This is a genomic window from Clostridium brassicae (assembly GCF_026738875.1).
Taxonomy (GTDB): Bacteria; Bacillota; Clostridia; order Clostridiales; family Clostridiaceae; genus Clostridium_H; species Clostridium_H brassicae.
Genome location: NZ_JAPQFJ010000004.1, coordinates 159714 through 184600 on the forward strand (window position 1 = coordinate 159714; position 24887 = coordinate 184600).

At 30.8% G+C, this 24887-nt stretch carries 25 protein-coding genes and 8 tRNA genes; 6 read left to right on the forward strand and 27 right to left on the reverse strand.

Annotation, left to right across the window (positions count from 1 at the left end; translation table 11 throughout):
• Positions 1–101: 101 nt before the first annotated feature.
• Entirely contained in the window at positions 102–953 is an 852-nt protein-coding gene (locus tag OW729_RS05900; protein WP_268060552.1) for an ABC transporter substrate-binding protein, read from the reverse strand.
• A 229-nt stretch (positions 954–1182) separates the two neighbouring features.
• On the opposite strand from OW729_RS05900, the gene OW729_RS05905 reads away from it, so the two are divergent.
• Positions 1183–2382, forward strand: a complete 1200-nt coding sequence (locus OW729_RS05905) for a cation:proton antiporter (RefSeq protein WP_268060553.1) — start codon at positions 1183–1185, stop codon at positions 2380–2382.
• Positions 2383–2526: 144 nt separating this feature from the next.
• Here OW729_RS05905 and OW729_RS05910 read toward each other — a convergent pair whose 3' ends face one another.
• From OW729_RS05910 to OW729_RS05965, 12 genes are all read right to left on the reverse strand, one after another.
• Positions 2527–3471, reverse strand: coding sequence for an acetyl-CoA carboxylase carboxyltransferase subunit alpha (locus OW729_RS05910; RefSeq protein ID WP_268060554.1), 945 nt, complete (start codon positions 3469–3471; stop codon positions 2527–2529).
• 19 nt (positions 3472–3490) lie between these two features.
• Positions 3491–4357, reverse strand: a complete 867-nt coding sequence (gene accD / locus OW729_RS05915; protein WP_268060555.1) for an acetyl-CoA carboxylase, carboxyltransferase subunit beta — start codon at positions 4355–4357, stop codon at positions 3491–3493.
• A 14-nt stretch (positions 4358–4371) separates the two neighbouring features.
• Positions 4372–5721, reverse strand: a complete 1350-nt coding sequence (locus tag OW729_RS05920) for an acetyl-CoA carboxylase biotin carboxylase subunit (protein ID WP_268060556.1) — start codon at positions 5719–5721, stop codon at positions 4372–4374.
• Positions 5722–5766: 45 nt separating this feature from the next.
• Positions 5767–6195 (reverse strand): 3-hydroxyacyl-ACP dehydratase FabZ, encoded by a 429-nt coding sequence (gene fabZ / locus OW729_RS05925; RefSeq protein ID WP_268060557.1) that lies wholly within the window; start codon positions 6193–6195, stop codon positions 5767–5769.
• A 14-nt stretch (positions 6196–6209) separates the two neighbouring features.
• Positions 6210–6701 (reverse strand): acetyl-CoA carboxylase biotin carboxyl carrier protein, encoded by a 492-nt coding sequence (accB, locus tag OW729_RS05930; protein WP_268060558.1) that lies wholly within the window; start codon positions 6699–6701, stop codon positions 6210–6212.
• Between the two features lie 4 nt (positions 6702–6705).
• Positions 6706–7947: a beta-ketoacyl-ACP synthase II gene (gene fabF, locus OW729_RS05935; RefSeq protein WP_268060559.1), complete on the reverse strand. Its 1242-nt coding sequence runs from the start codon at positions 7945–7947 to the stop codon at positions 6706–6708.
• Between the two features lie 144 nt (positions 7948–8091).
• Entirely contained in the window at positions 8092–8844 is a 753-nt protein-coding gene (fabG, locus tag OW729_RS05940) for a 3-oxoacyl-[acyl-carrier-protein] reductase (RefSeq protein ID WP_268060560.1), read from the reverse strand.
• Between the two features lie 205 nt (positions 8845–9049).
• Positions 9050–9982, reverse strand: coding sequence for an ACP S-malonyltransferase (gene fabD, locus OW729_RS05945; protein ID WP_268060561.1), 933 nt, complete (start codon positions 9980–9982; stop codon positions 9050–9052).
• Positions 9975–10907 (reverse strand): enoyl-[acyl-carrier-protein] reductase FabK, encoded by a 933-nt coding sequence (gene fabK, locus OW729_RS05950; protein WP_268060562.1) that lies wholly within the window; start codon positions 10905–10907, stop codon positions 9975–9977. The genes fabD and fabK overlap by 8 nt, the downstream gene beginning before the upstream one ends.
• A 76-nt stretch (positions 10908–10983) precedes the next feature.
• Positions 10984–11214, reverse strand: coding sequence for an acyl carrier protein (gene acpP / locus OW729_RS05955; RefSeq protein ID WP_268060563.1), 231 nt, complete (start codon positions 11212–11214; stop codon positions 10984–10986).
• A gap of 44 nt (positions 11215–11258) precedes the next feature.
• The gene (locus tag OW729_RS05960) at positions 11259–12236 is read right to left on the reverse strand and encodes a beta-ketoacyl-ACP synthase III (protein WP_268060564.1); all 978 of its coding nucleotides are present in this window, start codon (positions 12234–12236) and stop codon (positions 11259–11261) included.
• A gap of 21 nt (positions 12237–12257) precedes the next feature.
• On the reverse strand, positions 12258–12722 hold the full coding sequence (locus OW729_RS05965) for a MarR family winged helix-turn-helix transcriptional regulator (RefSeq protein WP_268060565.1): 465 nt from the start codon (positions 12720–12722) through the stop codon (positions 12258–12260).
• Positions 12723–13059: 337 nt separating this feature from the next.
• Between OW729_RS05965 and OW729_RS05970 the strand changes: the two genes are divergently transcribed.
• Complete coding sequence (locus OW729_RS05970) at positions 13060–14049, forward strand: DnaD domain protein (protein ID WP_268060566.1); 990 nt, start codon at positions 13060–13062, stop codon at positions 14047–14049.
• Positions 14042–15028, forward strand: coding sequence for an ATP-binding protein (locus OW729_RS05975; protein WP_268060567.1), 987 nt, complete (start codon positions 14042–14044; stop codon positions 15026–15028). Before OW729_RS05970 ends, OW729_RS05975 begins: the two co-directional genes overlap by 8 nt.
• Positions 15029–15198: 170 nt before the next feature.
• Here OW729_RS05975 and OW729_RS05980 read toward each other — a convergent pair.
• The 9 genes from OW729_RS05980 to OW729_RS06020 all read right to left on the reverse strand — a co-directional run bounded on the left by OW729_RS05980 (position 15199) and on the right by OW729_RS06020 (position 16832).
• Positions 15199–15274 (reverse strand) — tRNA-Thr (locus OW729_RS05980).
• A 3-nt stretch (positions 15275–15277) separates the two neighbouring features.
• A tRNA-Asp gene (locus tag OW729_RS05985) sits at positions 15278–15354 on the reverse strand.
• Between the two features lie 6 nt (positions 15355–15360).
• Positions 15361–15436: transfer RNA gene (locus OW729_RS05990), tRNA-Val, on the reverse strand.
• A gap of 6 nt (positions 15437–15442) precedes the next feature.
• Positions 15443–15517, reverse strand: a tRNA-Glu gene (locus tag OW729_RS05995).
• A 23-nt stretch (positions 15518–15540) separates the two neighbouring features.
• Positions 15541–15616 (reverse strand) — tRNA-Thr (locus tag OW729_RS06000).
• Positions 15617–15619: 3 nt separating this feature from the next.
• A tRNA-Asp gene (locus tag OW729_RS06005) sits at positions 15620–15696 on the reverse strand.
• A 6-nt stretch (positions 15697–15702) separates the two neighbouring features.
• A tRNA-Val gene (locus tag OW729_RS06010) sits at positions 15703–15778 on the reverse strand.
• A gap of 6 nt (positions 15779–15784) precedes the next feature.
• Positions 15785–15859 (reverse strand) — tRNA-Glu (locus tag OW729_RS06015).
• A 160-nt stretch (positions 15860–16019) separates the two neighbouring features.
• Positions 16020–16832, reverse strand: a complete 813-nt coding sequence (locus tag OW729_RS06020) for a pyruvate, water dikinase regulatory protein (RefSeq protein WP_268060568.1) — start codon at positions 16830–16832, stop codon at positions 16020–16022.
• Between the two features lie 417 nt (positions 16833–17249).
• Here OW729_RS06020 and OW729_RS06025 point away from each other — a divergent pair, with 417 nt between their 5' ends.
• Positions 17250–18494: a BaiN/RdsA family NAD(P)/FAD-dependent oxidoreductase gene (locus tag OW729_RS06025; RefSeq protein ID WP_268060569.1), complete on the forward strand. Its 1245-nt coding sequence runs from the start codon at positions 17250–17252 to the stop codon at positions 18492–18494.
• Between the two features lie 304 nt (positions 18495–18798).
• On the opposite strand, the gene OW729_RS06030 is transcribed toward OW729_RS06025, so the two are convergent.
• The 3 genes from OW729_RS06030 to OW729_RS06040 form a co-directional block, all read right to left on the reverse strand.
• Positions 18799–19098, reverse strand: coding sequence for a hypothetical protein (locus OW729_RS06030; protein ID WP_268060570.1), 300 nt, complete (start codon positions 19096–19098; stop codon positions 18799–18801).
• Between the two features lie 242 nt (positions 19099–19340).
• Positions 19341–20090, reverse strand: coding sequence for an acyl-[acyl-carrier-protein] thioesterase (locus tag OW729_RS06035; RefSeq protein ID WP_268060571.1), 750 nt, complete (start codon positions 20088–20090; stop codon positions 19341–19343).
• Positions 20091–20229: 139 nt separating this feature from the next.
• Entirely contained in the window at positions 20230–20421 is a 192-nt protein-coding gene (locus OW729_RS06040; protein ID WP_268060572.1) for a DUF1858 domain-containing protein, read from the reverse strand.
• A 194-nt stretch (positions 20422–20615) separates the two neighbouring features.
• Between OW729_RS06040 and OW729_RS06045 the strand changes: the two genes are divergently transcribed.
• Both OW729_RS06045 and OW729_RS06050 read left to right on the forward strand, forming a co-directional pair.
• Positions 20616–21092: a hypothetical protein gene (locus tag OW729_RS06045; protein WP_268060573.1), complete on the forward strand. Its 477-nt coding sequence runs from the start codon at positions 20616–20618 to the stop codon at positions 21090–21092.
• A 65-nt stretch (positions 21093–21157) separates the two neighbouring features.
• On the forward strand, positions 21158–21736 hold the full coding sequence (locus OW729_RS06050) for a hypothetical protein (RefSeq protein ID WP_268060574.1): 579 nt from the start codon (positions 21158–21160) through the stop codon (positions 21734–21736).
• Between the two features lie 81 nt (positions 21737–21817).
• Here the strand turns inward: OW729_RS06050 and OW729_RS06055 are convergent, their stop codons facing one another.
• Together OW729_RS06055 and OW729_RS06060 are read right to left on the reverse strand one after the other, a co-directional pair.
• Positions 21818–23101, reverse strand: coding sequence for an adenylosuccinate synthase (locus OW729_RS06055; protein WP_268060575.1), 1284 nt, complete (start codon positions 23099–23101; stop codon positions 21818–21820).
• A 152-nt stretch (positions 23102–23253) separates the two neighbouring features.
• On the reverse strand, positions 23254–24663 hold the full coding sequence (locus tag OW729_RS06060) for an NAD(P)/FAD-dependent oxidoreductase (RefSeq protein WP_268060576.1): 1410 nt from the start codon (positions 24661–24663) through the stop codon (positions 23254–23256).
• Positions 24664–24887: the final 224 nt, after the last annotated feature.

A 24887-nucleotide genomic window follows, 5' to 3' on the forward strand; every position in this document is an offset into this window, starting at 1 on the left:
TAACTCAACAAAAGATAATGACATTTCGTCATTATCTTTTGTCATGGATTTTAAACAAAAATTCTTTTTTAAATAATTATTCAAATTTCTATTTAGAAAATTTATTCAACCATTTCATTTGCTTTTATAACAAAAGCATCTATTTTACCCTCAGAAGTTAATTTGTCTATAGTCTTATTCATAAGTTCTACTAAATCAGTACTTCCTTTTTTAACAGCTATTGCTGCACCTTCTCCGATATTATCCACTTTAACATTAGCTACCACTATATCGGGGTTTTTAGCTGCATAAGACTTTGCAACAGGTCCTTCTACAACTATTGCATCACATCTCTTCGTTTTAAGAGATAATGTTAAGTCTGTAACCTTACTTAATGAAACTATACTAGCATTTTTAATTTGTTTTCTTGCAATTTCATCTTGAATTGATGCCTTTTGAGCTCCTATTTTCTTACCTGTAAAATCGTCTAAGCTCTTAAACTTATCTTTATCTTCAGTTCTAATCATTATAGCTTGTTCTGCTTTATAATATAATTTTGTAAAGTCAACTTCCTTTTTTCTTTTCTCATCTGGTGTCATTCCAGATATTAAAAGATCTACTTTTCCTGTTTGAAGTGATGGTATAAGTCCATCAAATCCCATATCTTTTATTTCTAATTTAACACCAAGATCTTTAGCTATCTCTTTAGCTATTTCAATGTCAAAACCAATAATTTCATCTTTTCCATTTACTTTCTTATGGAATTCATATGGTGGATAATCTGCACAAGTTCCAAGAACTAACTTACCAGATTTTTTTATTCTATCAACTTCTCCACCTTCTGATTTATTCTCTACTTTTTGTTTATTGTCTGCTGAAGGAGCCTCAGCTTTTTTGCCGCATCCTGTAAAACCAGCAGCTAAGCATAATATCATTGAAAATATTATGGCTTTAAATTTCTTATTCTTAATCATACATATTTCCCCCTAAATCCGAATTTATTTCTTTGTATTATTATACATCTATCTTTATATTTATTCAACATTTTTTTATATTTATTCTCCTTTACTTTATATCTATTTTTTTACTTTTATTGTTTACTTTTCCTGTATAAGTGCTATAATTATTTTGATTTCAGAATATTTATTATTTTAAGATCATTTCAATATATCGTTTATCACTATTTACAGGGGGAATTCCATCATGTTATCTATTCATTTTTTGTTAGACCTAGCTATTATTTTACTAAGCACTAAAACTTTAGGATTATTTACTAGACGAATTAAGATGCCTCAAGTGGTTGGTGCATTATTAGCTGGTATTATTCTCGGCCCATCATTCTTGGGTATTGTTCACGAAACAGATTTCATATCTAAAATGGCTGAACTTGGTGTTATTGTATTAATGTTTGAAGCTGGTCTAGAAACAGACTTTAAGGAACTAAAAAAATGTGGGAAAGCATCTTTTGTTATTGCCCTTATAGGTGTTATTGTTCCCCTATTAGGTGGTTTTATAGCTGCGAGTTTATTCAATGAGGGAAAAATTTTATTAAATCTACCTAATAAAGAATTACTACAAAATATATTTATAGGCGTTATTTTAACAGCTACCTCTGTAAGTATTACTGTAGAGACTCTTCAAGAGCTTGGCAAATTAAAAACCAGTTCAGGTTTTGCAATATTAGGTGCTGCAATTATAGATGACATTTTAGGTATAATTCTTCTAACGCTAATAACAAGTACCAAAGATTCATCGATTAATATAAGCATTGTATTATTAAAAATAGTAGCATTTTTCTTAATTGCTACACTTATAGGTCTCTTATTTAGAAAGATTTTTTCTCTTATAAGTGATCGTGTTGGTTTAAAACGTAGAATTGCCTTATTTGCCTTTTCGTTTTGTTTAATTATGGCTTTTATTGCGGAAGAATATTTTGGTGTAGCTGATATTACTGGTGCCTATATTGCTGGAGTAGTAATATCTAATACAATATACTCAAATTATGTTAAAAAGAAAATTGAAAATATTTCTTTCCTTTTACTATCTCCAATTTTTTTCGCAAGCATAGGAATAAATATGACATTAACAACTAACAATAGTTCTATGTTAATATTTACCTTAATATTAACACTTGTAGCCATCTTAACTAAGGTTATAGGTTGTGGGTTAGGTGCTAAAATATGTGGATATAATAGAAATAGTTGTTTACAAATTGGTGTTGGTATGGTTTCAAGAGGTGAGGTAGCTTTAATTGTTGCTAATAAAGGAGCTGCTGTTGGAATCCTGAACAAACAATTCTTTGCTCCTATCATATCCGTAGTTATTATAACAACGCTCTTAACACCTATACTTTTAAAATTTGTTTATAGCGAAAGATTCACTAGTACAAATGCTGCAGCTTAGAAAAATGTTGCTATGCAACCTTATTATAATAAGCCTAATCTCATTAAGGTATAGCTTCTTTTATAATAATAACAAAAACAGTTAATGAAAAATCAAGTTTTTCATTAACTGTTTTTTTAATTTAAATAATATTGATACTAAAAATTATTCTAAAACCGATCCTACATTTCTAAACTTACTATATCTTTCACTTAAAGTTTCTTCAATATTTTCTAGTCTTTCTTTAAATGGTACTTTAAGTAAATGTTCTTTCACTCTTGAAATTATTTCATCAGGATTTTTATGAGCTCCTCCTTGAGGTTCTTCTATTACTTTATCTATCATTCCATAATTTTTTAAATCTTGGGCTGTGATTTTCATAATAGCTGCAGCCTCTTTTACTCTTGAAGCATCCTTCCAAAGAATGCTTGCAAATCCTTCTGGTGAAAGAACTGAATATACTGAATGCTCTAGCATCCATATCTCATCACCTACAGACAAAGCTAAGGCTCCTCCACTTCCGCCTTCACCTATAACTATAGAAATTATTGGGGTTTTTAAGCTAGCCATATCCATTAAATTTTTTGCAATAGCTTCTCCTTGCCCTCTTTCTTCTGCACCCATACCTGGGAAAGCTCCTGGTGTATCTATAAAACAAATTACTGGTCTTTTAAATTTTTCAGCTTGCTTCATTAACCTTAATGCTTTTCTATACCCTTCAGGATTTGGCATTCCAAAATTTCTTTTGATATTTTCTTTAACATTTCTTCCTTTTTGTTGTCCTATAACTGTAACAGGCATTCCATTTAACTTTGCAAGTCCCCCTATAATTGCAGGATCATCCTTGTAATACCTATCTCCATGAAGTTCTATAAATGAATCAAAAATTCCTTGTATATAATCAAGAGAGGTTGGACGTTCTAAAACTCTAGCTAATGTTAATTTATCTAAAGGAGTTAAATTTTTATAAGCTTCGTTTTTAAATTCCTCAAGTTCATTCTCTAATTTATTAATTTCAGAAGATAAATCCACATTTTTTTCTTTAGCAAACTCAACTAATTCCTCTATTTTTTTAGCAAGTTCTTTAATTTTTTTCTCACACTCTAGCATAACTTAACACCACCTCTTCCTAGTGCATATCAACAATCTTATATAAAGTCTTTTTCAACTCTTTTCTCTCAACTATCTTATCTAAAAAACCATGCTCTAATAAAAACTCCGCCTTTTGAAAATCTTCTGGAAGTTTTTGTCTTATAGTTTGTTCTATAACCCTTCTTCCTGCAAAACCAATTATTGTTCCCGGCTCTGATAGTATTATATCTCCAAGCATAGCAAAACTAGCTGTAACCCCTCCTGTTGTGGGATCAGTAATTATAGGTATGTATAGAAGCCCTGCTTCACTATGTCTTCCTACCACAGCACTTGTCTTTGCCATTTGCATAAGTGAATACATTCCTTCTTGCATTCGCGCCCCACCTGAAGCAGTAAAAATAATTACTGGTAGCCTTTCCTCTGTAGCTTTTTCTATAGCTCTTGTTATTTTTTCACCGACTACAGATCCCATACTTCCCATCATAAAATTACTGTCCATAACTCCTATTACAACATCTTTTCCATATATCTTACCGTATCCAGCTACAAAGCCTTCCTCTAACCCCGTTTCTTCTTTTGACTTTGCAACCTTATCTTCATATTGTGGAAAATCTAACGGATTTACAGTTTTTAAATCTCGGTCTATCTCTCTGAAAGTTCCTGTATCTATAACTAATTCAATTCTTTCTTTAGCATTCATTCTATAGTATTTACCACAAGATGTGCAGACTTTAGCATTATCCTCTAAATCTTTTTTATACATTATATTTCCACAAGTGTTGCACTTAATCCACATACCACCTGGGATATTAGGAGCTACTTCTTCTTTATTTTCAATTTTATCCACAGCATTTTTTAAAGTTATATATTTTCTTTTTTTAAAAACTGGTTTAAATTTAAACATGATATTCACCTACCTTAAAACAACGTATCTTCGTTGCTTTGGATAAATCCTGTATCATAATCTCCCTTTTGAAAACTATCATTGTACAGTATATTCAACTGAAATTCTATATTTGTATCTATTCCATCTATAAGAAACTCTTCAAGTGATCTCTTCATCTTACTTATGGCTTCTTTTCTATCTGCGCCATGCACTATTAATTTAGCAACCATAGAATCATAAGTAGGGGGTATAGTATATCCTTGGTATATAGAACTGTCTATTCTAACTCCACTTCCTCCTGGCAAATGTTCTAAAGTTATAGTTCCTGGTGAAGGTCTAAAACCTTTTTTAGGATTTTCTGCATTAATTCTACATTCTATGGAATGCCCTTTAATATCTATATCTTCTTGTGAAAATTCAATTTTTTCTCCTGCGGAAACTCTTATTTGCTCTTTTACTAAATCTACTCCTGTTATCATTTCTGTTATTGGATGTTCTACTTGTATTCTTGTATTCATTTCCATAAAATAAAAATTAAAATTCTTATCAACCAAAAACTCTATTGTTCCCACACTTTTATAATTAACAGATTTTGCTGCTTTAACTGCAACTTCACCCATTTTTTTTCTAAGTTCATGTGACATAACAGGACTAGGAGCTTCCTCCAAAACCTTCTGATTTCTTCTTTGTATAGAACAATCTCTTTCACATAAATGAATAACATTCCCATAATTATCTGCTAAAATCTGAAACTCTATATGACGAGGTTTTTCAATAAATTTTTCAATATACATTGTATCATCACCAAAAGCTACTTTTGCTTCCGATTTAGCTGTTTCAAAAGCTTTTTTTAATTCTTCTTTAGCTCTAACAATTCTTATGCCTCTTCCTCCGCCTCCAGCTGAAGCCTTTACCATAATAGGATATCCTATTCTATCCGCTTCTTTTAAAGCATCTTCTACAGTTTCTATGCTTCCTTCTGTTCCAGGAATTACAGGAACTCCTGACTTTAACATTATTTCTCTAGCTTTTGACTTATTGCCCATATTGTCTATAGTTTCAGCATCTGGCCCTATGAAAGTTATATTACATTCTTTACACATTTGAGCAAATTTGCTGTTTTCAGATAAAAAACCAAACCCTGGATGAATAGCTTGTGCTCCAGTTAGTACCGTAGCACTTATTATATTTTCCATGTTTAAATAACTATCCTGTGCTTTACCAGGTCCTATGCAAACTGCTTCATCTGCCATTTGAACATGAAGCGCATTTCTATCTACTTCAGAATATACTGCTACAGTTTCTATGCCCATTTCTCTGCAAGCTCTAATTACTCTGACAGCAATTTCTCCACGATTAGCAATTAAAATTTTATTAAACATTTTTCCACCTACCCCTAAAATTTCAGTAAACTGAAATTCCTTTCATTACTTACCTATTGCAAACATTAATTCAGCTTCACATGCCTTTTCTCCGTTAACTGTAGCTATTCCTTTTCCTATTCCAGCAGGTCCTTTCATCTTAATTATTTCTACTTCTAGTTTAATAACGTCTCCTGGAATAACTTTTCTTCTAAATTTAGCCTTGTTTATGCCCCCAAAATAAGCTATCTTGCCTTTAAATTCTTCTTTACTTAAAAGAGCTACAGCACCTACCTGCGCAAGCGCTTCTACAATTAACACTCCTGGCATAACAGGCTCTTGTGGAAAATGTCCTTGAAAAAAATACTCATTCATAGTAACATTTTTATATCCAACAGCCTTTTGCCCTTCTTCTATCTCCTCTATTTTATCTACAAGTAAGAAGGGGTATCTATGTGGTAAAATCTCTTGTATTTCTTTTATACTTAATGACATAAGTTTTCTCTCCCTTAAAGCTTTTTTACGGTGAATATTGGCTGACCATATTCAACCATATCTTCATTTTGCACTAATATTTGTACAATTTCATAATCATCTTCTGCTTCTATTTCATTCATAAGCTTCATAGCTTCTATTATACAAAGAGTTTCACCTTTCTTAACCTTGCTACCTTCTTTAACAAAGGTATCTTCACCTGGAGCTGGTGAGCTGTAATAAGTTCCTACAATAGGAGATTTTATAGTTATAATATTATCACTAATTATCCTTTGCGGTAAAGACTCTTCTTGCTTTTCTATATCTAAATTTGAATTTTCCAAACTTATTTCTTGCATAATTTGCTTTTTATTTATATCATTTTGATTTTCTTCTATTACTGAGACATCCTCATTTTCTAGTGTTTTTTTCATTTTTATACTGATTTCTTCAGTCTCTATTTCCAAAGAAGTAAGTCTAGATTCACTCATTAATTTTATCATATCTTTAATATCTCTATAATCCATAATCCTACCTCTCACTCCATTTCTTTATTACTATTGATGCATTGTGTCCACCAAATCCTAGAGAATTAGAAAGAGCATATTCTAACTCCTGTTCTCTTCCTTTGTTTGGAACATAATCTAAATCACATTCCTCATCTTTTACATTAAGACCTACAGTCGGTGGTACAAATCCCTCTTCTAATGCTTTAGTACAAACAATAGCCTCTATAGCTCCTGCTGCTCCAAGCAAGTGTCCTGTCATAGACTTTGTCGAACTTATTGGTATATCATAAGCTTTTTCTCCAAATACACTTTTTATTGCTTCTGTTTCAAATTTATCATTGTAAGGTGTACTTGTTCCATGAGCGTTTATATAAGACAATTGTTCTGGTTTAATATCGGCATCAGAAATTGCTAGATTTATAGCTCTTGCAGCACCTTCTCCCCCTGGTGCTGGTGATGTCATATGGTAAGCATCACAAGTTGCTCCGTAGCCAACAATTTCTCCATATATCTTTGCGCCTCTTTTTACTGCATGTTCAAGAGACTCTAACACTAATATACCTGAACCTTCTCCCATAACAAATCCGTCACGTTCTTTATCAAAAGGTATAGAGGCTCTTTTTGCATCATTACTTGTACTTAATGCCGTAAGCGATTGGAACCCCGCTACTGCTAGAGGAGTAATTGACCCTTCGGCGCCTCCAGCTATAATAATATCAGACAACCCATTCCTAATATTATGGAAAGCTTCTCCAATAGCATGTGTTCCTGTAGCACAAGCGGTTACTACTGTAGTACATATCCCTTTAGCACCATACTTAATTGCAATATTTCCAGCAGCCATATTACTTATTATCATAGGAATAAAGAAAGGAGATACTCTCTTTGGTCCCTTTTCTAAAAGTTTTTTATGCTGTTCTTCTATAGTAATTATTCCACCAATTCCTGAACCAACTATTACACCAAATCTTTCTGAGTCTATTTCATCAAGATTAAGTGCAGAACATTTTACAGCTTCATCAGCTGCTGCTATAGCAAATTGACAAAATCTATCCATTCTTCTAGCATCTCTTTTATCAATATGATCTTCTGCCTTAAAATCCTTAACTTCCGCAGCTAATTTAACCTTGTAGTCTGCTGTATCAAAGGCTGTTATTTCATTTACTCCACATATGCCTTCTTTTATATTATTCCAAAAAGTGCTAACATTATTTCCTATAGGCGTAACTGCTCCTATTCCTGTGATTACAACTCTATTTTTCACCTTACTTCACTCCTCTTCAATCTATTTATTTAAATTCCTAATTTTCTCTTTTAAACTAGTAAACAATGCACCTAAATATCAGTAACTAGAAATCTAAATGAACTTCCATTTGCTCACTAATAACTAGTATCTAGCTACTAATTACTACATATACATTCCGCCATCAACACTAAGAACTTGCCCCGTTATATATCTTGCCCCTGGCGATGCTAAAAAACCTACTGCTTCTGCTATATCTTCTGGTTTACCAAATTCTTTTAATGGTATATTATTCTTTACCATCTCTTTTATTTTTTCTGAAACAACATCTGTCATATCACTTTCTATAAATCCAGGTGCAATAGCATTCGCAGTTATTCCTCTTGAAGCAATTTCTCTTGCTAAGGATTTTGTAAATCCAAGGATTCCAGCTTTTGCTGCCGCATAATTCGTTTGACCGGCATTTCCTACAAGCCCTACAAAAGAAGATATATTAATTATTCTTCCACTTCTTTGCTTAGTCATCAATGGTACAACATGTCTTGTACAGTTAAACACACCTTTTAAATTAACCTCTATAACTCTATCAAAATCTTCTTCCTTCATTCTCATTATTAATCCATCTTTTGTTATGCCTGCATTATTTACTAGAATGTCAACATTCCCTAATACTTCGACAGCCGTATCAATTATTTTTTTAGCATCTTCAAATCTACTCACATCGCCTTGAACAACTACTGCTTTAACACCTTTTTCTTCTATTTCTTTTGCCACTTCTGCCACTGAAGCTTCACTACTTCTATAATTTAAAACTACATTAGCGCCCATCTCAGCTAACTTTATAGCAATAGCTTTTCCGATCCCTCTACTAGCACCTGTAACAACTGCATTTTTACCTGCAAGAACTCTGTTTTTCATACTTTAAATTCCTCCCACTTTACTTCCTATTTATCTTTGATCTCTATCCTCTAACTTTATCAAAGCGATTCATTCATTATTTTAGAAACTACCTATTCTACAACTTAGTTTAGTAACCAATTTCCAGTAACCAGTACTATATAATTTTCTGTTTTATATAAAATTTAATTCACTCAAGATTTACTTACCGTTCATTGGTACATCATTATTGTAAAGCTTCTACTGTCTTTTGTAGTGATTTAATATCTTCTACATTAAGTATCTTAGCTGCTCTATCTATCTTTTTAACAAATCCACTAAGAGCCTTTCCTGGTCCTATCTCTACAAATGTATCTACTCCGTCATTAATCATATTCTTTATAATATCTTCCCATTTAACAGAACTCATAACCTGTTTTTTTAGAATTTCTCTTACAGATTTTATATCTTCAATATAATTACCAGTAACATTAGTTAAAACAGGAACATTCATATCTTTAAGTTCTATATGCTTTAATTCTTCATAGAGCTTAATACCAGCACTTTCAAGCATACTAGTATGAAAAGGAGCACTCACTGAAAGCATCATTACTCTTTTAGCCCCAAGCTCCTTTGCCTTTTCAGAAGCAACTTCAACACCCCTTATTTCCCCGGCAATAACTATTTGCCCAGGGCAATTGTAATTTGCCACTTCTACAATTCCTTCACTACTTCCAAATCGGCAAGCTTCCTTAACTTTATCATTATCTAGCCCTAAAATTGCAGCCATAGTACCAATTCCTTCTGGCACAGCTTCTTGCATATATTTCCCTCTTTTTTTAACAACCTTTACAGCTTCTTCAAACTCTAAAACCCCGCTATAAACCAAAGCTGAATATTCTCCAAGGCTAAGCCCTGCTGTAACATCAGCTTTTATTCCAAACTTCTCTAAAACCTTTAATGCTGCTATACTTGTAGTAACAATAGCAGGTTGAGTATTTTCCGTTTTATTTAACTCCTCTTTACTTCCCTCAAAGCATAAATTGCTTATTGAAAATCCTAAAGCTTCATCTGCTTTTGTATATATATCTTTGCACTCTTGAAAGTTATCATAAAGTTCTTTTCCCATACCTACATATTGAGCACCTTGACCTGAAAATATAAATGCTGTTTTACTCATGATAACCTCCTAGTTTTTTAGCTTCTTCAAACATTTCCTCTATTATTTCATTGCAGCTCTGCTCTTTATTTATTAGCCCAGCTATTTGCCCTGCCATAACAGAACCCATTTCTGTGTCTCCGTCTCTAACTGCCTTTGCAAGAGCTCCACTTCCTAATCTCTCAAACTCTTCAATATATGATTCATCTTTTTCCAATTCTTTAAACTTTCTAGCTAGCTTATTCCTTAAAACTCTAACAGGATGACCTGTTGGTCTTCCTGTAACCACTGTATCTATATCTTTAGCTTTTATAATTTTACTTTTATAATTTTGATGAACAGTACATTCATGAGCAACTAAAAACCTTGTTCCTACTTGAACTCCACTTGCTCCTAACATGAATGCTGCCGCTATCCCACGTCCATCTCCAATTCCTCCAGCTGCTATAACAGGTATATTTACTGCATCAACAACTTGTGGGACTAGTGTCATAGTTGTTAATTCTCCAATATGACCCCCGGCTTCACATCCTTCTGCAATAACAGCATCAGCTCCGTTTTTCTCCATTCTTCTTGCTAGAGCCACAGATGCTACTACAGGAATTACACTTATTCCATGAGATTTCCACATATCCATATACTTTCCTGGGCTACCTGCTCCAGTAGTTACTACCTTTACTCCTTCTTCACATACAAGTTTAGCAATTTCTTCAGCATTTTCACTTAATAACATTATATTTACTCCAAAAGGCTTATCTGTGAGTTTTTTAGCCTTTCTAATTTCTTCTCTCACATACTCTACAGGAGCATTTCCTCCTGCAATAATTCCAAGTCCTCCTGCATTTGATACAGCAGCTGCTAATGAGCTGTCAGCTATCCAAGCCATTGCCCCTTGAATTATTGGATATTTTATTCCTAATTTTTTAAATAAATCATAATTAGCCATGTTATTCTCTCCTATAATTCCTATAAAATAAGACTGCTGACATGTAAGCAGTCCATCATTAATCTTTTTTACAAAATTATTTAGATTTTGAGTTAATATAAGCTACCAAATCTTCAATTTTTTTCATGTCTTCAAGGTCTTCAGTTGGAATTTCCATACCAAACTCTTCTTCAAGTTCCATTACTATTTCAAAAATATCTAATGAATCTATTCCTAAGTCATCAGAGAAATTTGAACCCAATAAAATCTCACTTTCATTCATAGATAAATGCTCAGCAACAACTTTTCTAACTCTTTCAAATGTCATAATAAAATCCTCCTAAACTTGTAATCATTTATTTTAATTTATAATTAGATACTCCACTCAATAAGCTCTGCACCAAAGGTAAGTCCTCCTCCAAAGCCTACAAGAATAATCTTATCTCCTTTATTAAGAAGTCCTTTTTGAACCATTTCATCTAAAGCTATAGCTATAGTAGCTCCAGAAGTATTACCATAACGATCTAAATTCAAGTAAAATCTATCTTCATCTATTTTTAATCTTTTAGCTGCAGCTTCTATAATTCGTGTATTAGCTTGGTGAGGAACTATATACTTTATATCCTGTAAACTATATCCAGAGTCCTCTAATACCTTATCTATACATTCTTTTATTATCTTTACAGCAAACTTAAAAATTTCTCTTCCATTCATAGTTACTATGTTTTTATTTTCTATCTTTGTTTCAGTAAACAAATTATTTAATGGCACTGCAGGACACTCTAAAAACTCTCCACCTCTACCATCTGCACCTGTATAAATTGATATAATACCTTTTTCACTACTTCTTTGAAGAACAGCAGCTCCTGCTCCATCTCCAAACAATATACAGGTTCCTCTATCTTCCCAATTAATTATTTTGGACAACACTTCCGCTCCTATAACCAACGCTGTTTTTGATTGGCCTGTTTTAATAAATTGAGAAGCAATATTAATTGCGTATATAAACCCTGTACAAGCTGCGGATATATCTAAACAAGTGGCATTAAATGCCCCAATCTCTTTTTGTACAATACAAGCTGTAGAAGGAATAAAATAATCTGGACTTCCTGTGGCCACTATAATTAAATCTATTTCTTCTGGGGTCATTTTTGAGTTCTTCAAAGCTAGTTTTGCCGCTTTAGTTGCAAGAACAGAAGTATTTTCTTCTTTAGAAATTCTTCTTTCTTTTATTCCTGTTCTTTCTACTATCCAACTATTATTTGTATCTACAAACTTTGATATATCATCATTTGTAACTATATTAGATGGTGCATAACTCCCCGTTCCAATAATTTTAACCTCATACATATTTATTTACCTTTTCCTTGTTTATTTTTTATTAGTTATGTGATATTTATCCTTAAAAAATTCATTAAGCTTTCCTAGTGCACAAACTAATAATTTTTCATCATCTTCTGTTAATCCCTTAATACTCTCATTAACCATATCCATGTGAAATTTTTCATGTACTCTATAAGCAAGCTTTCCCCTACGTGTTAATGTAATCTTTACAACTCTTCTATCTTTATCATCTCTTTTTCTTTCTACATAACCCTTTTTAACTAAATTATTTATAGATGCTGTAAGAGTTCCTACAGTAATTCCTAGGCCAGCGGCTACTTCTGACATAGTCCTAGGTTCATACATACCTATTTCTGCTATAGTATGCATTTCTGTAACTGATAAATCATTTAATTTTCCTGATTTAAGAGCAGTTTGCTCAATCGTTAATATATCATTAAAAATATCCACTAATAGCTCATTTACTACTGCTTTTATAGATTTATTCTCCATATCTATATATCACCATTTTCTTAATATTAAAAACCAATTTTTATGTTTTTCGATAGTCAAATATTTTGATAGTCAAAGTATATATTAAAAATATTATACTGTCAACTTTTTAAGTTTAATTATTGATAATTATTGTATATAATAATTATTAAATAATACGTTAGATTCTTATTTTTAACTTTAATTTAATATTTTTTATATAGAAGTTAAAATAATCCTTCATTATAATCTAGTTAGTAATTAGTTTTAAAAATTATGATTTGAGGATATTACTATATTTTGTTATAATTAAATATTAGAGATACAATATATAGTGGTAAGGAAAGGTGAAGATTGCATGACTACATTCATGTTTAAACATAAGGATTTAGATTATACGCCAGTTAGCAATATATTTATAGATAAATATATGCCTAAAGCTGAAGGTACATATATAAAAGTATATCTTTTAGGCCTTAGGTACTGTATTGCTGGAGAGCTAGGAATAAATTCTGGAAGTATTTCATCTATGCTAAATTTAAGTGAAGAAGAAATTCTAATAGCATGGGAATATTGGAATAAAGAAGGTATAGTAAATATTACACAAATAGATTCTATGGGAAATTACTCTATAGAATTTTTAAACTTAATTAAATTATCTAATAAAGATATGTCTACAAACAACTCAAGTATTACATATGAATTAGAAGACAGTTCTATAAAGGATATGATGCATGATATAGAAAAACTTCTTGGAAGACCCCTATCATCCAAAGAAATGTCTATGTACTTAAGTTGGCAAAAAGATTTCAATTATACACCTGAAATCATACTGCTTTTAATTCAATACAGCATATCTAAAGGTAAAACTGACTACAGGTATATAGAAAAAATAGCTATTACTTGGCACGATGCAAAAATAAGAACTATTGATGATGCACAAAATTTCATTAAAAAGCATGAAGATAAGTGGCTAAACATAAAAAAAATACTAAAATACCTAGGGGTTCAAGGTAATGAGGTAATGAAACCTCAAGAACAAATTCTTGAAAAGTGGATTAATGTATACAGATTTCCTTTAGATATAATTTATAAAGCTTGCGACATTTGCTTTGAGAGAATAAATAAAGCAGATTTTAAATATATAGATGCTATCTTAAACAATTGGTTTAAAGCAAATATAAAAACTTTAGAAGATATAGAGAAAAAGGATACATTAAGATCAGGTTACAAAAAAAATAACTATTACAATAATTCACGAAATGATTCTTTTAATAATTACGAACAGCGTTCTTATGACTACGATGAATTAGAAAAAAAATTATTAGGATGGGATAATAATGATTAAAGGCTACCAATCTGAAATATTAAAAATGTATGATGAAATTAGAACTTATGAAGAAAATGCACTAAAAAAAAGAAAGGAAGACCTAAACAAAAAACTTCCTATAATATCAGAATTAGATAAAAAAATTAATAAGCTCTGCATTGAATTATCTATAAGCACTTTTAAAGACATTGAAAATAGAGAAGATCACTTAAAAAAACTTAAACAACAAATCACAGATTTAAGAATTGAAAAATCTGAAACATTAGTATCTAACGGTTATGACATTGAATATTTAAACCTCCATTATAGATGTAAAAAATGTAAAGACACAGGATTTATAGGTACTAGAAAATGCGATTGTTACAAACAAAAACTTGTAAGCCTTTATTATAAGGATTCAGAGTTAAATTCAATGTTAAAGAATAATAACTTTAATAATTTTAAGTATAATTGTTATTCTTCAAATAGAACTCACGATGGTTTGAAAAGTCCAAGAAAGAACATTGAGGAAATAGTTAAAACTTCAATGTACTTTATTGAAACCTTTCCAGATACAAATGATAATCTACTTTTTTATGGTAACTCTGGGACTGGCAAAACATTCTTAACTAATTGCATTGCAAAAGAGTTATTAGATAGAGGGTATTTGGTAATATATAAAACAGCTGAAGAACTTATTAAAAATTTAAGAGAAATTCGTTTGAACAATAATGAAGAGTTAGAGGATTTAATTACTAATTGTGATCTTTTAATTATTGATGATTTAGGTACAGAGCAAATAAATAATTTCTCTAAAACAGAATTATTCAATCTTTTAAATGCTAAACTACTAAAACGTAAAAATATGATTGTATCAACGAACTATAATATAGAAGAGCTCTCTAAAACTTATTCTGAAAGAATCACATCGAGGCTCTTTGGAAATTTTACTTTATGTAAATTCTACGGCGAAGACATTAGAGTTAAAGTAAATCTGCATAGAATGAAAAGCCTTTAATATTTTCTTTTATATTTACATCTAGCAATATAAAATCGTCTTTGCAAAATAGGTTATTCAAAAGATTCACTTTTGAATAACCTATTTTTTTAATTAAATACATTATATTAAAAGCTAATTATAGTAATTTTTATATAAATAAAAAAACCTTAAGCTTTTGCTTAAGGTTTTGGTGCTGGCACCAGGACTTGAACCCGGAACCTACTGATTACAAGTCAGTTGCTCTACCAGTTGAGCCATGCCAGCGTGTGGCGACCTAGAAGGGACTCGAACCCTCGACCCCCGGCGTGACAGGCCGGTACTCTAACCAACTGAGCCACTAGGCCAAATTGTGGTGGGCACAACAGGGCTCGAACCTGTGACCCCCTGCTTGTAAGGCAGATGCTCTCCCAGCTGAGCTATGCGCCCACAAAATGGTGACTCCTAGGGGAATCGAACCCCTGTTACCACCGTGAAAGGGTGGTGTCTTGACCGCTTGACCAAGGAGCCAAATAATATATTAATTTTAAAATTGGTGCTGGCACCAGGACTTGAACCCGGAACCTACTGATTACAAGTCAGTTGCTCTACCAGTTGAGCCATGCCAGCATTTGGCGACCTAGAAGGGACTCGAACCCTCGACCCCCGGCGTGACAGGCCGGTACTCTAACCAACTGAGCCACTAGGCCAAATTGTGGTGGGCACAACAGGGCTCGAACCTGTGACCCCCTGCTTGTAAGGCAGATGCTCTCCCAGCTGAGCTATGCGCCCACAAAATGGTGACTCCTAGGGGAATCGAACCCCTGTTACCACCGTGAAAGGGTGGTGTCTTGACCGCTTGACCAAGGAGCCTTAATTAGCTTTCGTTTTAGGTTTCAAACTCATTTGTGGAGTTCGTCACCCGACGAAGATTATAATACCTTAAATTTGATCAAGTGTCAACATCTTTTCTATATTTTTTTATTTTTTTTTATGTTTTTTTATATTTTCCTTATATTTTTGCTTATTTTTGCTATTTATAATCAAAATTATGTCCTATTTGTTTCATTATTATTAAAGCTGTATCTTCAATAGCTCTTTTTGTTACATCTATAGTTTTACATCTTAGCCTTCTCATTAACTTTTCAGCAAAATCTATTTCTTGAAAAACTCTTTCAACATTAGCATATTCAATTTCCTTATAAGCAGTTCTTATTTTACTTATCCTATGTTTTCTAATTTCCATAAGCTGTATAGGGTCTATCGTAAGTCCAACTATCTTCTTTCTATCTATTTCAAATAAATCTTCTGGTATAGGTATCTCTGGCAATAATGGAATATTTAAAGCTTTTATACCTTTATTAGCTAAATACATGCATAAAGGAGTTTTTGAAGTTCGTGAAAGTCCTATTAATACAACATCTGCATGTTTTATTCCACTAACATTTTTACTATCATCATACTGAATTGCAAATTCCATAGCTTCTATCTTCTTAAAATACTTCTCATCCATTTCCCATACTGCTCCTGGAGCATATTGAGGTTGTATACCTATCAATCTTGATATAGTACTTATGCAAGGTCCTAAAATATTTACTATATTGATTCCTCTTTCTATACACCTTTCTACTAAAAACTCCCTTACTTCTACTAAAACCACTGTAGAAATAACAGTAGCATTCTTAGGCTCTTTTATACTATTTATAAATTCATTAACATCTTCTGGACTTTTTACATAAGGTATTCTTTTTACTTGTATGTCTGCTCTAAATTGATTAGCTGAAGCCCTCGCAACTAACTCTGCAGTTTCTCCTATTGAATCTGATACTGCATACACTGTTAACATAAAAATTCTCCTTTCTTATGGTTTAGACGAAATATACCTTGCTTTATTATATCTATGGGTTAAAGTTATGTAATCTATAAGCCAACAAAAATATCCTCTCAACTGCATAATATACCTATTTTAAATATATTTCAATAGTCAACTTTTTATAATTTATTATTGAATTTGAAGTATTATATCTTATTTTTAAACCTACAATTCCATTCACATTAATCAACTCACAATCTAAAAGGATTATTTTATATTGATATATAGTCGTCTATATTATAATTATATAAAAAACTCTGTTATAATATGTGATACAATAATATATAATTCAACTTTCTCAGTACAAAAATTTCAAATAAGCTTTATTTGACATCTTATAAATTACTAGGAAAGTTAAATATACAATAGTTTGAACAAGGAGCGATAAATTTGAAACATGAACTTATAATAATAGGTGCAGGCGCTTCAGGTATTACTGCTGCAATAACTGCTAAAAATTTTGGAATAGATGTAGCTTTAATAGATTCTAATAATAGAATAGGCAAAAAAATATTAGCCACTGGTAATGGGAGATGTAACATCTCTAATGAAAATATCTCATTAGATAGATATCATAGTGAGGACATAGACTTTTTTAGACCAGTACTAAGTTCTTTCTCTATAAATGATACATTAACCTTTTTCAATGAACTTGGTTTACCATTGATAACTTTAGATGAAGGTAAAATATATCCTATGTCTTTGCAAGCCTCCTCTGTACTAGATATTTTAAGAGAAACTTTAGATGAAAAAGAAATTCCAGTTTATATTGAAACTAAAGTTTCAAGTATTAAACATGAAAATAATTATTTTAAAATTATAACAAATACTAGTGACGTATTTGACTGTGAGAAGCTTTTAATTTGTTGTGGCGGCAAATCTGCTGCTAATACCGGCTCAGATGGCTCTGGATTTACCTTAGCTAAAAAATTAGGTCATAGCATTGTAAATCCAATTCCTGCTCTTGTACAGCTAAAATTAGGGTATAAAAAGATAAAAGCATTGTCTGGTGTTAAATTTGACGGTAAGGCCGAAATCTTAGTGGATGGAAAATCTATTAAAGAAGACTTTGGAGAAATACTTTTTACAGACTATGGTATATCCGGTCCGCCTATATTGCAGTTAAGCAGAACAGCTTCTTATGCCTTATCAAAAGGGAAAAATACAACTATTAAAATAGATATGATGAATAATTTTTCTTCAAAAGAGCTACAAGACTTTTTAGAAAATCATTGGGGAATATTTGGTTATCGAAGTATCCATGATTCTTTTATAGGTATTATAAACAAAAAAATAATACCTGTACTTTTAAAAGAAAGTGGTATAGATAATATACATAAACCTTGTTGGGAATTAACTTGGAATGAAAAACTAAATATTTTTAAATTACTAAAAGAGTGGGAATTTCAAATTACAGGCACTAACGGTTTTAATAATTCTCAAGTAACTGCTGGAGGAGTAAACACCAAAGAAATAAATCCTCTTACTTTAGAATCTAAGATTTTGAAAAATCTTTATTTTGCTGGGGAAATAATTGACGTAGATGGTGACTGTGGCGGATTTAATCTTCAATGGGCATGGGCTTCTGGTTTTATAGCTGCAAAAACTATAGCTTCAAAAAATAAAAATAGATAATAGTGCTCTTTTAAAGCATTATTATCTATTATTCTATTGTAGCAAGTTAAACTTACAATAGAATATAAATCCCAACCTTTTTTATCAGTACTTTAGTGCATTAGTATAAAAATTTTTGTCTAAATATAATCTATTGTCCATCAATAAAGTTCATAACATATACTTCTTAAGTTCAAACTTATGTCTTTTTCTATGAAAACTTATATATCAATAGTTAATTTTTTAAAATTCTTCCTTTACTAATCAGAACCCTAATTATTAAAAACTTTCATACTACTAAACTAATATACTATAATATATTAAATTAACTTAATACATATTCTATTTCTGTTTTAGGAATCCATCTTTCTAGGGTATATCCTATTCCAGTATCTACTACCCAATATTCCTTATCATCCTTTTCCTTTAATTTTTTTACCAATTCAACATCTATTTTGCCTAATACATGTTCATCATAGACTTGAACTATTCTTGCTTGTTTCTTTTCTTCTTCTTTTCTTAAAACATAACTTAAATACGCCTGTACATTGCAATTGAAATATTTTCCTGATTGCCTTTTACAGTAGTCATACATAGTCTCTGGTACTTCCAATGTTATTTTCATAATAAAGTTCCCCCTTTTAAAAGGTTATTTATACTTTAATTATATCACTCCCTCCACATTTTTGAAGGATTGTTAAATGTAATACAATTGTTTATGTAATAGAATTTACTACCAATTTGTTCTTCTATTACTATTAACCTTATCTTTAAGGAGGTACTCCTTATATTAATTTTTTTTAAATTTTTACTTTAGTCATAAAAACTACCTTAATTTGTTTATATAATAACAAAATCTATGTACTCTTAATTCTTCTTCCATACAGTTTGTCCTAATGTAAGTTCTTCTCCATCACTCTTTATAATCTTGTGATTAAACACTAATAAATCTTCCTTTTCCATTTTGTCTGTTAATACCTGTATTTTTTCTCCATATACACTTTCTTTTTTATATGTTATCTTTATATTCACTAATGTATAATTTAAAATCGTCTCTACAGGAACACTCTCTATTATCCACGCTGCATACTTTTCATTATTTACATGTCCATTTGTATCTATATCACTATATCTGACTTTAAATTCAACTGAGTTATGTACTTGCTCTATTTTATCTATATTTCCGATTTTTAAAATATGGTTGTCTTCCTCTGTTAGACCATAAACTTCTCTAAGCTCTTTAGGTATTTTTATAGGCTTTTTGTTTTTAGTATCAACAAGAAGCCAAATAGAGTTTGCCCAAGCCAATGTATCTCCTTTACTATCTAAAACATCAAATCTTCTACATCCGTAAAATTTTTTAAAAGCATTTGGTATTGTCCTAGCTGTTACTTTCTCACCATATTTAGGGTATCTAATAATGTTTATATCCCATTTATATAGTATCCATGCTATATTATTTTCAATCATATAATCAAAACCTATTCCAAGCTCTTCACTTTGATATATAGCAACGTCATTAAAATAGTCTATAATTCTTGTCATTAGTAACTTCTTTTTATAATCAACTTCATAGAAATGTACCTCATACTCTTTTCCTGTTAATACTCCACTCATTCAATATCCTCCCATTCAACCTTTATAAATATGATTATATACTATTCTCATTTATTATCTACAATATTAGATATAATTCACAAAAAATTAAAAGCACTCCAATTTATGTACATAAATTGGAGTGCTTTTAATTTTGGTATTAAGCATTCTTATTTAATTCTTCTAATAATTTTTCGATATCCATTCCATGAACCATTGCTGCTTCTTCAATAGTTTCTCCTTGTGCTGAAGGACATCCAACACACATCATACCAAAGTTCATTAGAATCGCAGGAGTTTTAGGATGGTTCATAACTAATTGTCCAATAGTCATATCCTTTGTTATTGCCATTTTAGTCACCTCTTTTACTATAGATTTATTTCTTCACAAAAATTATACCAAAATAGTGCCACTTTATACAACTTATACATTGAATTTATTTGAAATTTTTTTCTACTTTTTATAATGATGACATTCTTGATGAAATTTTATGAAATTTAGTATATAATTTCTATATATAATGATTAACTTAGGAGGATATTATAATGAGAATATTAGTAATAGTTTGTATAATTCTTATGTTTTTAAATTGTATCAATAATTTAAATATATCTAATATTCATGGAAAAGTTATTGCTAAATTAAATACTTCTTCATCTAAATCACCTTTTATTATATTTGCTCTTGTTTTACTAATAGGATTAACCATATACATTTACTTAACTACTCAAAATGATAAATATATGTTTCCTATAATTCTAGACCTTATAGCAATTACAAATGGTACTCTTATGTTATTAATATTCACACATAATTATTCAAAAGTAACAGAAAAAGGGATCTATGCTGAATTAGGTTTTTATAATTGGAAACAATTAAAAAACTATAAATGGATATCAAATAATACTGTACAACTTAAAGGAAAAAGATTAAAATTAATTCCTTTTAAAACTGAGATAACAGTAACCCTAGATAAAAAGCTTGAAGCTGATTTATTATTTAGAGAAAATATTTTTCTTTAAAATGGAGGGGGGAATTTAGTGGGATTTTTATGATATCTCACTAATCAAACATGAGTAATATAATATTGTTTTTCAAAGAAAATTGGGCTCCTATACTAACCATAGTGATACCTTTACTAAATATTATTTCTAATTTATCTATTATGCCCTATAGGCACGGTAGAAAATTAAACAAGATGAATACATCAAAAGAATACTCAATATTCAAAATAGTCAGTTGTACTGCTATTGTTTGTATATGTTTATATGCTATTTTTTCAAAACAAGCAGATTTTAGCAACTTAATATTTGGTATTGTTTTACCAATTTTATTTTCTTGTGCAAACAGTTTTGTTAATAAATTTAATTATTCAAAGGTCACTGATAAAGGTATCTTCTTTGATGATGGATTTAAAAAATGGAATTCTTTCACTAGTTATACCTGGTCGTCTCCTAATGCAATATTATTTAAAGGAGAAACAAGGCTAAATTCTTTTGAACTTGAACTAATCATAGATGACACTAAAAAACTTGAGATGGAATTATTATTAAATGAATATATGCATCGTGACTTATTATATAAGGAAATTAGCTTAAATAAATGTGGAGAACTAAAAAAAACTCAACAGTGCTCTCTTTTTAAAAGTACTATAGCCCATGAATAATTTTAAGCTATTAAGATTATAAAAAACAAAAGCTGTTGACTTTTACACTGTCAACAGCTTAAATAATAACCTATTATTATATTATAACTCATCTATTGTTATAGTTTGATCTCTTTTTGGTCCAACACCTATAATCGATATTCTAGTTCCTGTAAATTCAGCAATTCTGTTTAAATATGCCTTAGCATTTTTTGGTAGTTCATCATAACTTCTAGCATCTGCTACACTATCATCCCAACCATCAAACTCTTCATATATAGGTTCACATTTTGCTAAATCTTCTAAACTTGCTGGAAAATAATCTATTACCTTGTCTCCTAATTTGTATCCAGTACACATTTTAATTTTTTCAAGACCACCTAATGTATCTATCTTTGTTACTGCGAAACTAGTAAGTCCTGAAACTCTTGCTGTACTCTTTAGTATTACAAGGTCAAGCCATCCACATCTTCTTGATCTACCTGTAGTTACACCATATTCGTGACCTTTTTCTCTTATCCAATCACCAATTTCATCATTTAATTCTGTTGGAAAAGGTCCTTTACCAACTCTTGTTGTATAAGCTTTAGCAATACCTACAGCATTTGTTATCATTGTAGGCCCTACTCCTGTACCAGTACATACTCCACCTGCTACAGTATTTGAAGAAGTTACATATGGGTATGTTCCATAGTCTATGTCAAGTAATGAACCTTGTGCACCTTCAAATAATACATTCTTATTTGCTTTTATTTCATCATATATTGTTACAGATGTATCTTGAACATAAGGTCTCATTCTTTCTGCATAAGCCATATACTCGTTATATACAGTATCATAATCTAAAGTTTCTCCACCATAAAGACTTATGATTGCATTTTTATCTTCTATGTTCTTTCTTAACTTTTCTTCAAATTCTTTTTCGTGCATTAAGTCACAAACTCTTATACCGCTTCTTTCCGCTTTATCTGTATAGCAAGGTCCTATTCCTTTTCCTGTAGTTCCTATATCATTTTTTCCTCTAGCTCTTTCTTTTAATCCATCTAATATCCTATGATAAGGCATTATAACTTGTGTCCTATCACTTATTAATAACTTTTCTGGAGTAACCTCTACTCCTAGTCCTTCTAAATAGTCAATTTCTTCAAACATTGCTTTTGGATCTAAAACAACGCCATTTCCTATTATATTTAATTTATTATCATATAATATTCCTGAAGGTATTAAATGTAATTTATACTGTTTTTCTCCAACTTCAACAGTATGCCCAGCATTATTTCCTCCTTGGAATCTAACAACAACATCCGCTTTTTCAGCAAGATAATCTGTCATTTTTCCTTTTCCTTCGTCTCCCCATTGGGCTCCTAAAACAACAAATGCTGACATGAAGCATTCCTCACTTTCATAAAAAGATTGCAAACAAATATATTTTAACATCTTTTATGCAGTTTTTCTACTTAAATAGTTAATGTTTTAATATATTTTTTCAATATTGTTCGTATTAACTTGATTTTATATGATAAATATTACAATATTTACTATTTTTCTTTACTTATAATGTCTCTAGCTACTATAACTCCTGTAACTGAGGCCTGCATTAATCCTCTAGTAATTCCAGCTCCATCTCCTATTGTATATAGGTTTTTTATATCAGTTTCAAAATATTTATTTGTTTCAAATTTACTTGAATAGAATTTAACTTCAACTCCATAAAGTAATGTATTCTTACTATAAAGCCCTGGCGCAATTTTATCAAAAGCTTTCAATGCTTCTACAATTGATGTTAAATGTCTTTGTGGAAGTACAAAACTCAAATCCCCAGGGACTGCTGATTTTAAAGTAGGTCTTGTAGTAGACTTTTTAATCCTAGATTCGTCAGTTCTACGTCCATTTAAAAGATCCCCTAATCTTTGCACCATTATAGGCCCACCTGTTAGCATGTTACCTAGCTGAGCAATATATTTTCCATAATCTATAGGTTGATTAAATGGTTCTGTAAATGTAGTAGAAACTAACATAGCAAAGTTAGTATTTTCTGTTCTAAGTTCCTCTTGTGAATAACTATGACCGTTTACTACAGCAATTTCACCATCATAATGTTCTTCTGATACAACTCCACCTGGATTCATACAAAAAGTTCTTACCATATTATCAAAGGTATCGGAATAATAAACAAGCTTAGCTTCATATAGATCCTTTGTTAAATGATCCATTATGGAATTAGGAACCTCTACTCTAACTCCAATATCTACAGCATTATTTTTAGTTTTCATATTATGATTTTTAGCTTCATTTGAAAGCCATTCAGCACCGCCACGACCTGGAGCAACAACAACATACTTTCCTCTTATCTCCTGGCATCCATCTTTTGAATTGATTTTTATTCCTAAAACTTCTCCATTTTCAATAATTAATTCTTTTGCTTCACTTAATTCACAAAAATCAGTATTAGTATTATCTATTAAATGATGATACATTCCTTTTAAAACATCATAAGCGAGTTCAGTTCCAAGATGTCTTACTGGACACTCAACTAACCTAATATTATGTTTACTTGCTTCATACTTTATCTCATCAACTTTTTCATTATTTAGCCCATGTACTTTTTCATTTGCTCCAAATTTTAAGTATACTTTATCACAATAGTTTATCAATTCTTGAGCTTCTTCTTCTGAACGATATTCTAGAAGCCTTCCTCCAACTTCAGGACTTAATGAAAGCTTACCATCTGAAAAAGCACCTGCTCCTGACCATCCGAATGTTATCCCGCACGGATTACAATTCACACACTTTCCCGTATCCCTTGCAGGACACTTTCTTTTTTCAATATTCCTTCCTTTATCTACTATTAATACATTAAGTTTAGAATTTAATTTTGTGACCTCTAAAGCTGTAAATATACCAGCTGGTCCAGCCCCTATTATAATAACATCATAATTATTTTTCAAAGTCATCCCCTCCCTCTAAATATTATCAAAGCTATATTATTTCGTCAATAATAAATACGAATATTTTATATATATTTTTTTATATAATTCGCATATTTCCCTACTGCTAAACATTTTTTCCCAAGATTATCTTTTGCTTTAAATAAAAAAATATACTAAAAAGCCGTCTTAAAATATAAAAATAGCATAATATATTGATTATTTTTATATTAAAACACCAATTA